General features: G+C 51.2%; 9 protein-coding genes. 6 read left to right on the top strand and 3 right to left on the bottom strand.

The annotated features are described in order from the left end of the window. Positions 1-9: 9 nt before the first annotated feature. The gene (locus ACY2RQ_RS10925; RefSeq protein WP_490113000.1) at positions 10-1,059 is read right to left on the bottom strand and encodes a phospholipase; all 1,050 of its coding nucleotides are present in this window, start codon (positions 1,057-1,059) and stop codon (positions 10-12) included. A gap of 672 nt (positions 1,060-1,731) precedes the next feature. Here ACY2RQ_RS10925 and ACY2RQ_RS10920 point away from each other — a divergent pair. From ACY2RQ_RS10920 to ACY2RQ_RS10895, 6 genes are read left to right on the top strand one after another with little or no spacing between them, the layout of a single operon-like run. Then, entirely contained in the window at positions 1,732-2,712 is a 981-nt protein-coding gene (locus tag ACY2RQ_RS10920) for an AAA family ATPase (RefSeq protein ID WP_490112999.1), read from the top strand. Positions 2,713-2,762: 50 nt separating this feature from the next. Beyond that, positions 2,763-3,707 (top strand): DUF58 domain-containing protein, encoded by a 945-nt coding sequence (locus ACY2RQ_RS10915; protein WP_490112998.1) that lies wholly within the window; start codon positions 2,763-2,765, stop codon positions 3,705-3,707. Beyond that, a complete protein-coding gene (locus tag ACY2RQ_RS10910) occupies positions 3,704-4,210 on the top strand; it encodes a DUF4381 domain-containing protein (RefSeq protein WP_490112997.1) in 507 nt (168 codons plus the stop codon). Before ACY2RQ_RS10915 ends, ACY2RQ_RS10910 begins: the two co-directional genes overlap by 4 nt. After that, complete coding sequence (locus ACY2RQ_RS10905; RefSeq protein WP_490112996.1) at positions 4,203-5,234, top strand: vWA domain-containing protein; 1,032 nt, start codon at positions 4,203-4,205, stop codon at positions 5,232-5,234. Before ACY2RQ_RS10910 ends, ACY2RQ_RS10905 begins: the two co-directional genes overlap by 8 nt. Then, complete coding sequence (locus ACY2RQ_RS10900; protein ID WP_490112995.1) at positions 5,234-7,150, top strand: vWA domain-containing protein; 1,917 nt, start codon at positions 5,234-5,236, stop codon at positions 7,148-7,150. Before ACY2RQ_RS10905 ends, ACY2RQ_RS10900 begins: the two co-directional genes overlap by 1 nt. Beyond that, positions 7,144-8,898, top strand: a complete 1,755-nt coding sequence (locus ACY2RQ_RS10895; protein ID WP_490112994.1) for a BatD family protein — start codon at positions 7,144-7,146, stop codon at positions 8,896-8,898. The genes ACY2RQ_RS10900 and ACY2RQ_RS10895 overlap by 7 nt, the downstream gene beginning before the upstream one ends. A gap of 146 nt (positions 8,899-9,044) precedes the next feature. Here ACY2RQ_RS10895 and ACY2RQ_RS10890 read toward each other — a convergent pair whose 3' ends face one another. Continuing rightward, on the bottom strand, positions 9,045-10,040 hold the full coding sequence (locus tag ACY2RQ_RS10890) for a hypothetical protein (RefSeq protein WP_490112993.1): 996 nt from the start codon (positions 10,038-10,040) through the stop codon (positions 9,045-9,047). Between the two features lie 655 nt (positions 10,041-10,695). Then, positions 10,696-13,065 (bottom strand): efflux RND transporter permease subunit, encoded by a 2,370-nt coding sequence (locus ACY2RQ_RS10885; RefSeq protein WP_490112992.1) that lies wholly within the window; start codon positions 13,063-13,065, stop codon positions 10,696-10,698. Between the last annotated feature and the right edge of the window lie 41 nt (positions 13,066-13,106).

Here is a 13,106-nt window from a genome sequence, read left to right as displayed (position 1 = left end):
GACAGTCCGTTAAAAGCGCTGTGCTGCATGGTTAATAATATGAACCGCCATGGCGATCGCATGGGGCACCATCTGACGGGCCACACCCAAGCGGTCTTCATGATCCTGGCTGCTTAACACCAGGCTGCCGGAACTGTAAGAGAGAGCGCCCCCCTGGGTCAGCAGTGAACGAATCTCCGAGTTGCCGGATACAGGTGGTGTGAACGTCTTCAAGGCCTCTTTCACCAGAGCGAAATCATTCAGTTTTTCGCTGTCGTAATGATCCCTTACCCAGCTCTCATAGCCACTGTGATTTTTAGCGATGGTGGTCCAGGTATGCTGGGGCACCAGCACGTCTGTGGTGTGCAGGGCAAAGCCCAGGGTCTGCACAGTCGGCTTGCTCCAGAACTGGTGGTACCAGTGCTGCCCGAGGTTATCGATGGGCTGGAACGGCATGGTCTGGAAATCTTCGTACATAGCCTTGGTGGAATGACTGCCCTGACGGTAGTTAGATTCAGTAATACCGTAAGAATCGTATTCTGAGTCTTCACGACCAAACCAGCCAGCCATACCGCCCTTGCCATCATCCAGGTGGTCATTGCGCAGCCAGAAAGCCGTCAGACGATCCATGGTGCCGGGGACTGTCAGCTTGTCATAGTTGTAACCACCAAAATCATTACCGTGAACATCGGGTCCGCGACTCTGGTTCTGGAAATGCCACCAGGAGGAGTAATTGGTGAACGCAGTTGTGGTTCCCCACAGTGGTGCCCGCACACAGTCACCACTGGTATTGCCACACAGAAAGGTATCTTCAAAATCATCCACATCAAAAGCGGACTGCCCCATCTTGTCCGCCATGACCGCAACGGAAATCCCTGTGGCATCAGCCACCGCCTTCAGGCGGTTAAACTGGGTTGTTTCCGGATTGGCTTCCATGTAACGCACGGCATCAATCACAATGCGTTTATGGGTAATTTTTTTGAACGCCTGACTTTCTACAGCTGCAGTAGACAACAGAGCAAAAGTGAGAGCCTGGGCAACCTTCATCTTTTGCCTGATGCCAGTTGGCAAACCAGCCATAATCTTTATCCCCGTCATTGAGTTATTGACTTTATGACACAGCCACCTGAGAGGTGGCTGTATTTGAAATAATAAGGGGAAACAGCGACACTTCTATTGCATATTTATGAAACACTGCGATGTCATAACAGCCAGAATACGACACAACACACATAATTAGAGACTATTTCTTAATCAATTCACATCATATGATTTTTCTTCACGCTAACACCTCTGCAATTTTCGTCTGGTTTCTCTGTAATCCAGAAACTTAACCCTGTTTTCAGGCTATTGCATTGGGAGAAGTATTGCTGGACTCCTGGACATCCGGGTACTTGGATCTGGTATTCTCACTTTTACTGAACCCGCTGCTAAACCAGGCTGCGATTGTCGCAGGTCCCTCAAGAATTGCAAAATTCACCAATACCCATTTCAGAAAGGGCTGTCCGTATATATTTCAAGCAACTATTATTTATTTTCAGGGTATTTTCAGGAACTTTTTAGCCAATACAGTGTCTGCAAAGAGTGTCTGCAAAAACTGGGCACTTGAAAATCGGCCAACACCTGATAAAAATCTTCCCTGACAGGCAAGAGGATTGTCATATCAGTCACATCGTTTCCAAAACGTGACTGCAGAACAAGCTGCTAAACGTCAATATCAACAGTAACAGTTAAGGTAGAGATCAGTCTTTTATGAGTTCAGGTATCACTGGCAGTTCCCCCCACACTTCACTGACTACCCTGAGAGATCACCTTAGGAAGATGATTATCGGTCAGGAGCGCCTTCTGGATCGGCTGCTGATCGCCCTGCTCGCCGATGGCCATATGCTGGTTGAGGGGGCACCCGGTCTGGCCAAAACCAAGGCCATTAAAGACCTGGCCGCCGGATTGGCTGCTGGTTTCCAGCGCATCCAGTTTACCCCCGATCTGCTGCCCGCCGACATAACCGGTACAGAGGTCTACCGTCCGGAAGACGGCAGCTTCCGTTTCCAGCAGGGACCGATATTCCAGAACCTGGTGCTGGCGGATGAAATCAACCGCGCCCCTGCCAAGGTTCAGGCAGCATTGCTGGAGGCCATGGCGGAACGCCAGGTCAGTGTGGCCGGTACCACCCATAAACTGCCGGAACTGTTCCTGGTCATGGCGACTCAGAACCCCATCGAGCAGGAAGGCACCTATCCCCTGCCGGAAGCCCAGCTGGATCGTTTCTTAATGCATGTCACCATTGATTATCCGTCATTAGATGCCGAGCAGGATATTCTGCGCCTGGCCCGTGGTGAAGCTCTCCATGAACATATTGAACATCCATCAATAGTGATGCAGGAAACCATCTTCGAAGCCCGCAAGGAAGTGCTGCAGCTGCATATGGATGAAGCGGTGGAGAATTATATTATCCACCTGATAAACGCCACCCGTCGCCCAGAAAAGTACCAGCAGAACCTTGGCCAGCTACTGGAGTATGGTGCCAGTCCCCGGGGGACCATCGCTCTGGATCGCTGCGCCCGAGCCCATGCCTGGCTCGAAGACCGGGACTTTGTCACCCCTGACGATGTCCAGGCCATCGCCCATGATGTACTGCGCCACCGGATTATTCCCAGCTATGAAGCGGAAGCCCGGGGCATGAATGCGGACCGCATTCTTACCCTGCTGATGCAGCAGGTTGCTGTTGCCTGACCAACCCGGAGTAACTCTGCTATGGAACAAGCACTGTTGGGGAGGTCTGCATGAGTGGCGCGTATAGCAGCCTGGATGACCTATCCCGCCTGGCCGGCCCGGCCCGACGTATTCCACTGTACAAACCCGGCCCAGCCCGCGCCCTGATGGCCGGCGGGCACCAGTCCCGCCTGCGGGGTCGGGGTATGGATTTTGAAGAATTCCGGGGATACCAGCCCGGTGATGATATCCGCACCATCGACTGGCGAGCCAGCGCCCGCACCGGCAAAACCCAGACCCGGGTATACCGGGAAGAACGGGAACGCCCGGTGCTGCTGGTACTGGACCAGAGTCCCGGCCTGTTTTTCGGCAGCCAGCTGAACTTCAAGTCTGTTGCCGCCGCCGAAGCCATGGCTCTGTTTGCCTGGAAAACCCTTCATCACGGTGACCGGGTAGGAGCCCTGCTGTCCGGTCAGATTGATGGCGAACACCAACACAGAGAGATGCGCCCCCGCCGTTCACGGCAACACCTTCTACAGGTTTTCCAGCAGGCTGTGACGATGAATAACAGTCTGAAGGCCGGCCAGCCCGGAAACACCCAGGCCCTGGACAAAATGCTGGCCAGCACCTCACGTCTGGCCCATCCCGGCAGCCTGGTAATAGTTATCAGCGATTTTCTTGGTATCAGCCAGGGCGGTTTAAAGGAGATGTCACTGATTTCCCGCCATTGTGACCTGATGGCCGTGCAAGTGTTTGACCCTCTGGATTACCAGCTTCCCCCCGCCGGCCTCTACACCGTCAGTGATGGCAAGCGCCGGGGCCTCTTGGATTCCCGTGGCAAAGCCAGCCGTGAAAACTACCGGCAGCAGGCCGAACGCAAACAAACAACGCTGACTTCACATTTGGAAAAATACCGTATTCCCCTGCTGCGCATTAACTGTGCCGAACCCACGGAGCAGCAATTGTCCGGGCAACCGGTATGGAAGCCGGAGCAAATGGCAGGAGGTGAACTGTGACACCTGCTGTACAGAGCCAGAATCCACTGAATAATCTGGCCCCCAACATTCTTCCGGAACCCATTAATTTCTGGCCTCCGGCTCCCGGATGGTGGATTCTGGGCCTGCTTATTCTGGCTATTTTTGTCGGCCTTGGCTATTGGCTGGTCAAGCGTTATCGTCGCAATGCCTACCGCCGGGCAGGACTCAAGCAACTGCAATGGATTGAGCAGCGTTTTTCAGAACACCATGACGAACTGCGTCTGGTCAAAGAGTGCAACCTGCTGCTGAAAGCCATCGCTCTGAAAGGCTGGTCCAGGGATGAAGTGGCCGAACTCAATGGAGATAACTGGCTGAATTTCCTGAACAGTTCCCTTGGCAAAGGTGCCAACCAGGCAACGGAATTTAATCCCAAAGGCCCGGGACACTGTCTTGGGCAGGCGGGTTATGCCCGCAATATTGAGGTGCAGCCCAAGGAGCTGCTGAACATCACCCGACATTGGATAAGGAAGCACCATGTCTGATGTATTCCCACTCTTTCAAGGACTGGAACTGGCCCTGCCCTGGATTCTGTTGCTGTTTCCACTGCCATGGCTGGTATACCGCTTTGCTCCGCCAGCCAACAAGCGACAGAGTGCGCTTATGGTACCGTTTTATACCGACCTGCCCCTGAACGACTCTCCTACCGGACCGGTTCACGGTCCCAAAGCACCGTTACTGCTGGCGGCTCTGGCCTGGTTAATGTTATTGCTGGCAGCGGCCGGACCACGGTGGGTTGGCGACCCGGTTGCCTTGCCTGTTTCCGGGAGGGATACCCTGTTGGCGGTTGACCTTTCCGGCAGTATGGAAATTCAGGACCTGAAATTGAACGGCCATGAAGCTAACCGCCTGGAAGTCATTAAAGATGTGGTGTCGTCATTTATCGACCAGCGCCAGGGAGACAGAGTTGGCCTGATTCTGTTTGGTACCCAGGCTTACCTGCAGACACCTCTGACCTTTGATATTGAAACCGTCCGCACCCTTCTGAACGAAGCCACCATCGGTATTGCCGGTGAGCAGACCGCCATAGGCGACGCCATAGGCCTGGCGGTGCGCCAGTTGCGCAAACGTCCAAAGGATCAGCGTATTCTGATTCTGCTGACCGACGGTGCCAATACCGCAGGGAATCTCAGCCCAACCAAAGCAGCAGAACTGGCAGAAAAAGAGCATGTCACCATTTATACCGTCGGCGTGGGGGCTGACGAAATGGTGATGCCCGGTATTTTCGGTACCACACTGGGAGCTCAGCGGGTCAACCCTTCCGCCGACTTGGATGAAAAGTCCCTGACCCATATCGCGAAAATGACCGGTGGCCGTTACTTCCGTGCACGCTCCAGCGATGAGTTAAAAGAGATTTACAGCATTATTAACAAACTTGAACCCATCGAATTAAGCAAAGAGACCTTCCGCCCGGTGCAGGAACTGTTTTACTGGCCCCTGGCGATCGCCTTTGCCCTGGCGGGTTTACTGTCCCTGCTGCTACTGAGAAAAACAGGAGGTGACTCCTGATGTTTTTTGAACACTTCCATTTCCTCAGACCCTTCTGGCTGCTGGCTTTGGTGCCTGTGTGCATTCTGGCCTGGCATCTCTGGCGACAGGGCACCCGCTCAGGTCAGTGGCAAAAGCTGATTCCTGCCCACCTTTTGGAACATCTGCTGGATGGTCAAGAACAGAGCCGTAGTCGCATGCCGACCATTCTGATTCTGACAGCAGGAATAATTACCTCACTGGCCCTGGCTGGCCCCACATGGCGACAGATCAGCACCCCGGTAGAGAAAAGTCTTTCACCCTTGGTTCTTGTTGTTGATCTGTCCCGTTCCATGCTGGCAGCAGATGTACAACCGGATCGGATAACCCGGGCCCGCCAGAAGCTGACGGATATTATCCGGGCCAGAAAAGACGGACTGACAGGCATCGTCGCCTATGCCGGCGACAGTCATATTGTCACCCCGCTAACAGACGACAGTGCAACTCTGATAAATCTAGTTCGTGCCCTCCATACCAATATTATGCCGACTCAGGGCAGCCGTGCTGACCTTGGAGTCAAACAGGCTATAGAACTGATCCAACAGGGAGCTGGCCAGGGAGGCACAATCCTGATGCTGACCGATGGTTTTACCCCAGAACAAGGGAAAGCCATTGATACAATGATTGCCAGCACCGGAAACAGGCTGTCCATTATTGGTATTGGCTCTGTCACAGGGGCACCAGTTCCTTCAGAATCCGGCGGTTTTCTCCGCCATTCCGGTGGGGCTATTGTTATGGCTCAGCTTAACAGCACTGTTTTGAAGAAAACGGCCCATAACGCCCGTGGTCAGTACCGGGATATTACCCTTGATAACAGTGATATTGATGCCCTGCTTCCAAAAGCCTCCGTCACTGACAGCACCATGCGGGTAGATCGCAACTTTGACCGCTGGTACGACGAAGGTCGCTGGCTGGCCCTGTTACTGCTGCCCCTGGCCCTTTTCGGTTTCCGGCGTGGCTGGCTTCTGCCAGTTTTACTGCTGGGCCTGAGCCTTCAGCCAACCGACAGCTATGCCTTTGAATGGCAGGATTTATGGACGACACCAGATCAGCAGGCGCAGAAGCTGATGCAGAAAGGCAATGCTGCCAGTGCCGCAAAAACCTTTGAAAACCCCAAGTGGAAAGCCCAGGCCCTCGACCAGAGCAATCAGCACGAACAGGCCGCCGAGTTGTTTGGCCAGCAGGACAGTGCCTCTGGCTTTTATAACCAGGGCAACGCACTTGCCCGCGCCGGAAAGCTGGATGATGCACTGAAAGCCTACGACAAGGCCCTGAAAAAAGACCCGGAGCTGAAAGCCGCTGCGGACAATCGAAAAATTGTGGAGGAGCTGAAAAAACAACAGCAACAAAAGCAAAATAACGAAGGCAATCAGAACCAGCAGGATAAAAACCAGGATCAGGGTTCTGAGCAGAACCAGGATCAACAGAACAAAGACTCACAGGAAAACAACTCTGGTAAATCCGAAAGCGATAAAAACAGCGGACAGTCAGAAAGAAATTCTTCTCAGAACCAGGAACAAGAGCAGCAAGATCAGGAACAGGATCAACAAAGCAGTGGCAACAGCTCCCCCGAGGACCAGGACCAGAACAACAATAAAAACGATAAATACCCTTCCCAATCTCAGGAGCAGTCTGAGCAGGAGAAAGAAGAACAGTCGAAATCCGAAGCCAGCACAGGCAACGCCCGGGAGGATCAACGGAATAACGAATCCCTGCAGCAACCTGTTCCTTCAGGCACAGGAGAACAGTCACCGGACAGTGACCAGACCGAAGCCTGGCTGCGCCGGATTCCCGATGATCCCGGGGGTCTGCTGAGACGTAAATTTGAACAGCAGCAACAGCAAAGACTGAGACAAGGCCAGCGACAGCCAGTACAACAGGAAGGCCCACAATGGTAAACAGAATTTTACGCGCTATCAGACAGGCTTCTGTGCTGGTCCTTATTCTCGCCAGCAGCTTTGTTCATGCTGACCTGACCGCGACAGTGGATCGTTCTGTTGTCAGTGAAGGGGAAGCGATTAACTACACCCTGCGCTCGGACGGCTTTTCATTCAGTGGCGGCACTCCCGACCTTGCCCCATTGAAAAAGGATTTCGATATTCTCGGCACCCGCCAGAGCAATCAAATCAGAATGATTAACGGCCGCAATGAATCCTGGGTGGAGTGGAATATCACCCTGATGCCCAAGTCCCTGGGTACCCTGACCATTCCGGCCATAACCAGTAAAGGTGAAAGCAGTAATCCAATTACCATTGAAGTGCGCAAGGCAGCTACAAATGCAGAAGGAGTACCCGCCAATTCACCGGTGCATATGCGCAATAGCCTGAGCGCCCAAGAGCTATGGCAGGGGCAGGAAGCCATTCTTACCCTGAAGATTCTCACCCGGGCCGATTTTGCGGATAACCCGGACCTGACACCACCAAAAGCCGATGGCGTGATTTTCCAATCGCTGGATAACCAGAAGCAGGAAGAGAAAATTATTAATGGCGTCCGCTATACCCAGATCACCCTGCAATATCTGGTTACGCCAACAAAGGCTGGTGAGCTGACTATTCACAAACAGGTGATAACCGGAGCGGTGGTAGAAGAAGACCCCTACAGTAGTCGTAGTTTCTTTCGTATGAACCGCCCTAAACCTTTCCGTGCCACTTCCAGCGATATCACCCTTAAAGTCAACCCGATTCCTTCCAGCTGGCCGGCGGATAAGCCCTGGCTACCTTCTGAAGACGTAACAATTACGGAATCCTGGAGCGCCAGCACCAGCGATATCAAAGCCGGTGATTCTATTACCCGAACAGTGACCATTCGGGCCAAGAACAGCAACAGCTCACTGATTCCACCACTGCCAGCCCTGGACCTGGCCAATATAAAAAGCTACCCGGATCAGCCCAAAACCGAAGACAAACACAACAGCCAGGGAGCACTGGGTATCCGCAGCGAATCCGTGGCACTCGTACCTACCCGTCCGGGCACGGTTGAAATTCCTCCTATTACCGTTACCTGGTTTAACACCCTCACCAGCACTGTGGAAACAACCCATCTGGAAGGCCAGACCTTAACGGTCAAAGGCTCTCCGGCTATTCAAATTGAACAACCTTCTGCAGCGGCCCAACCGCAGGGTGTACCGGAAACATCATCGGCATTACCCCAACCCTCTCAGAATGAACTGGCCACTGTTATTACCGCTGACTCAAATCAGCTGCGTTACTGGCAAATAGCTACCTTTATCTTTGCTGCGTTATGGTTGGCAACACTTGTTGCCTGGTTCCGTAAACGCCCTGTTGTAAGCACCCGGAGTTCAAAAACTACAACAATCCTGCCCGGTAGCAACGAATCCGAAGCCTTTTCAAAGCTACTGAAAGATTGTGAGCAGAATGATATGCCTGCTGTTGAAAAAAGCCTGGTGCAGTGGGGGCAGATGATTCTAAAAGATACATCTCTGCACATCCCAGCCAGCATTATCTCACGTTTCCAGGATCCAGATCTTCAGGAAAGCTGGAAACAACTGCAAAGTGCCCGTTATAAACGTGAGAGGAATGTTGAAGCAAGTACGACAACTCTTATCTGTTTATTAAAAACAGTAAGGGACAAGTTAAAGAAAAAAGGTAAAGGCAAATCCCCTGATAACTTATCCATCAATCCATAAGATTCCGTGGTCACACTACAACTATTAGATGCAACTCCTTCAGATCAAAACCGTGAAAAAAACTCAAGCTTAGACTTGTTCCAGGCTAAGCTTGTATTGCTTCCTCTTTAAAAAATGCCCCATAGTCAAATACCGCACAATATTAGCTATGACTGGGTGCAACCTTGCAACCTCGTGTGCTTCCTGACTTCTTCACGAGCGGCCTCTTTCGGCATATAAAAGTCGTCCGGCGGAGGCAGACGTTCGCGGCTTCCTGTTTTATAATGATATATAGATTCTTTCGGTGCATAAGGCAGGTAACCATGTCGAAAGAAAAGATCCATAGGTATATCATAAGATGACTCATCAACAGTTTGAGTCAGTCTCGGCACAGCACAGAAATTAAATATTTTACAGGGCCCCCACCTCATTCTGTTAATATAATTTATTTCGCCATCAAACCCTATAATACTGACACCATCTGAATATCTGGAGTTCTCAAGGCCAGCCTGAACCCGCTCAATTATTTTTCCTCCGTCCGGAATTAAGAGATCGATTCTCTTCGCAGAAATACCCAGCCTTTTTAAATAAGCACCGAGATCATCACCAAAAATCTCTGGCAGTATAGGCCTGCTGCGTTTTACTCCTCCAGCAAAAGACCTCTTATCAAGGTCGAAAATTCTGTTATATGAAAAAGAGATCATCCCATTTATATTGTCAGCCATAATGATCATACGACCGTTAAACTCAAGAAATGGAGGAGTCTCTGATGTCCCCGGACGTATTTGTCTCCCGGAACTCAACACCTGGGAATAAGCCCGGGTACTTTTCGAAAAACCTTTATCAAGCATTAAAACATCAAATGGATCGAAGTAAGCCTGAAATGCATCGTAGGCATACAGCACACCCACATCTTTCCCGGTTCCAACAAGAATACTATTCATTGGATCAAGCCGATAGGTGGGCGGAATAGATTTATACAGCAAATAACTCAAACTGACTGCATCCGCAAATAACAGCGGTGCCTCCATTGATTCCAAGATAAAGTCTGGCTCAAAGAACTGTTCCATAACAAGCGTATCACGCCACTTTGGGTAGAGTGATTTAATAGAAAACATCTTTAGCCCACCCGCCTCAGCATAGAGTGTAAACAGAAGAGCCATGATAAAACCTGAAAAAACGCATATAAGAGACCAGAAATGATGCCTCACCAATAGAAAAAACACAGGCATGTTCATATTAATGACCCTCTATAAACCCATTCAGAACATGGAAACCAAGTCTTTGGGGAACTATAGACATATCGCACCTCAAAGCAGATCATTTATAGCAGTGGCTTTGACACCTTCCCTCGCGGGAGCGTGGGAAGGTGTCAAATGAAGCTTAGAAAGATGTCCAGTTTTACTGAAGCTGAACAGAGCCGGGAGAGACATGACAGAGGAGTGTACAGAAGGTGAGGGCAGGTTTTCTTGATCTACCGGGTTGCTTTGCCAGTCAAATATGATCAGTTGCTATCAAGGCGGTTTTCTATAACAGGTCTGACGTAAACAACGAAACATCTGTGGCTGTAGCCTTACCCCAGAAAAGATTAATCTCAGTTATCAGTGTGTACGGATTCGCCCCTTTGAAGGAAAAGTCACATACAACAATAAACGTTCTCAAGATACTCCCTAAATAGAGTCAGGGAAACAAAGATGGCTGGAAATATGGCCATACTTAAAGGTCATACTGCAAAAATATCCACTTAAATACACCAAAAACTCCTCATAAAAAAGCCCCGGAAGTGCAGGTACTCCTCGGGGCATATTACATTAACGGTCAGGATACTTGGGGCAACACGTCATCCGAATTACTCTTTATCAGTTTCTCAGGCCGAATAAAGAACCGTGCCAGTGCCGGCAGCAGACAGATCGCGCCTACCATATTCCACAGGAACATAAAGGTCAGCAACATACCCATATCCGCCTGGAACTTGATGGGTGAGAAAATCCAGGTGCCCACGCCAATCGCCAGGGTCACACCGGTAAAGACAACGGCCTTACCTGTAGTGCGCAAAGTCTCATAGTAGGCATTACGCAGGGTCATCCCCTCACGCAGGTAACCCTCCAACCTGGTATAGATATAGATACCATAATCCACTCCTATACCAACACCCAGAGCGATAACCGGAAGCGTTGCCACTTTTACGCCAATACCCAGATGCACCATCAGCGCCTGACAGAGAACAGATGTCAGAGCCAGGGGCAGGATAATACAGATCACCGCACGTACAGAACGGAAGGTGATCAGGCAGAGAATACTGACAACAGCATAAACCCATACCAGCATCTGGTTCTGGGCGGAGGCGATAACCTCGTTAGTGGCAGCGGCCACACCGGCATTACCGGAAGCCATCAGAAACTTCATATTGTCAGTATTATTGGCAGCGGCGAAAGCGGCTGTTGCTTCAACCACTCGCTCCAGGGTTTCAGCCTTATGATCTTCCAGGAACACCAGAACGGGTGCCAGGCTGCACTCACTGTTGTAGAGCTGCTGGGCGGAAGGATTGCCAATCGCGTTATTCAGCACATACTGGTTACGGGACAGGGCCTGCCACTGGGGGTTACCCTCATTCAACCCGCGAATAACCTGCTTGGCCACCGTAACCATGGAGACAGCGGTCTGAACCCCTTCCACCTGCTTCATCTGCCACATATAGCGGTCAATGGCGCTCATCACCTCATAGCTTGAGCACTGGTCAGTGGTTGTTTCCACCATGGTGACGAAGGTATCTGCACTGGTGGAGTAGTGACCAGTAATATAGGCGTTATCCTGGTTATAGCGTGAGTCGGCACGGAGTTCGGGAGCGCCGGAATCCAGGTCACCGATTTTCAGCTCCTCCTTCACGACAAAGCCATAACCAAAGCCAATAACAGCTACGATAATAGCCGGCACCGCCAGGCGGGGATGGGCAAACATAGACAGAGCTGCCCAGATACCTTCTTTTTCCTTGCTGTTATCCTCTTTATTACCTGCTTCAACTATGCGTCGGCTGACGCCTGCCCAGGACATCAAAATTGGCAGCAGAACGAGATTGGTAAGAATAATTACCGCAACACCCAGACTGGCAGCAATCGCCAGGGACTTGATCACATGAATGTCAATGACCAGCAGAGTCAGGAAGCCAATAGCATCAGAAGCCAGCGCCAGCATACCGGGGATATACAATGCCCGGAATGTCAGCCGTGCCGCCTTCAGGGCATTAGCGCCCTTACCAGATTCAATCCCGATATTATTAATAATCTGCACACCATGGCTGACCCCAATGGCAAAGATCAGGAAAGGTACCAGAACAGAGTAGAGATCCAGGCCAAACCCAAGAGCCGACAATAAACCCAGCTGCCAGACAACGGCCACCAGAGAGCAGAGAATAGGAATAAAGGTAGAACGGAGGCAGCGGGAATAAATAAACAACAGAATCGTAGTAATAATCAAAGCCGCCAGGAAAAACAGGCCAATTGCCTGCACACCTTCAAACAGATCACCAATAACCTTGGCAAACCCGATAATATGCAGGTTTACCCCTTTTTCCTCATACTTATCCCTTAAGGCTTCCAGTTCAGAGGAAAGGGCCGCGTAGTCCAGCTTCTGGCCATTTTCCGGATTGATTTCAAAAAGCGGAAACTGAACGATACTGGACTTGAAATCATTCGCCACCAGTCGTCCAACCGTACCGGAGCGGAGAATATTGGCCCGCAGCTCTTCCATGCTCTGCTCACTGCCGTCATAGCCCTGGGGAATCACCGGACCACCCTCAAAGCCCTCTTCCGTGACTTGCAGCCAGCGAACATTCGCCGTCCACAGGGATTTCAGGGACGCGCGGTCGATGCCCGGCAGATAGAACACCTCGTCGGTGATCTCCTGAAGGGTCTGCATATACTCAGGGGTAAAAATATCACCCTCCTGCGGAGCTACCGCAATGCGCAGGGAGTTACCGCCACCACCAAGATCATCCCGACGCTCCAGCCAGTTCATAATGAACGGGTGCTTCAAAGGGATCATCTTCTCAAAACTGGCATCAACCTTCAGGCCGGTCAGCTGCCAGCTCAATAAAACTGTGACCAGAATAAAGCCCAGTAATACCGGCAGCCGGTTGTTAAAAAACAGCCGCTCCAGTAAAGGTTCTGAGGAATAATTATTTTTGCTCATAAGTCTCACTTCCCTGGGTTCAGGCCCAATACAGACTGTTC

It is taken from the genome of Parendozoicomonas sp. 209JJ7-1 (assembly GCF_058147085.1).
Note: the sequence above shows the minus strand (reverse complement) of the source record. Positions and strands in the feature narration are given on the sequence as shown.

What these genes read in the sequence shown, in the direction of transcription:
- ACY2RQ_RS10925 (WP_490113000.1), bottom strand. Translation starts at nt 1,059, where the DNA reads ATGGCTGGTTTGCCAACTGGCATCAGGCAAAAGATGAAGGTTGCCCAG.
- ACY2RQ_RS10920 (WP_490112999.1), top strand. Translation starts at nt 1,732, where the DNA reads ATGAGTTCAGGTATCACTGGCAGTTCCCCCCACACTTCACTGACTACC.
- ACY2RQ_RS10915 (WP_490112998.1), top strand. Translation starts at nt 2,763, where the DNA reads ATGAGTGGCGCGTATAGCAGCCTGGATGACCTATCCCGCCTGGCCGGC.
- ACY2RQ_RS10905 (WP_490112996.1), top strand. Translation starts at nt 4,203, where the DNA reads ATGTCTGATGTATTCCCACTCTTTCAAGGACTGGAACTGGCCCTGCCC.
- ACY2RQ_RS10900 (WP_490112995.1), top strand. Translation starts at nt 5,234, where the DNA reads ATGTTTTTTGAACACTTCCATTTCCTCAGACCCTTCTGGCTGCTGGCT.
- ACY2RQ_RS10895 (WP_490112994.1), top strand. Translation starts at nt 7,144, where the DNA reads ATGGTAAACAGAATTTTACGCGCTATCAGACAGGCTTCTGTGCTGGTC.
- ACY2RQ_RS10890 (WP_490112993.1), bottom strand. Translation starts at nt 10,040, where the DNA reads ATGGCTCTTCTGTTTACACTCTATGCTGAGGCGGGTGGGCTAAAGATG.
- ACY2RQ_RS10885 (WP_490112992.1), bottom strand. Translation starts at nt 13,065, where the DNA reads ATGAGCAAAAATAATTATTCCTCAGAACCTTTACTGGAGCGGCTGTTT.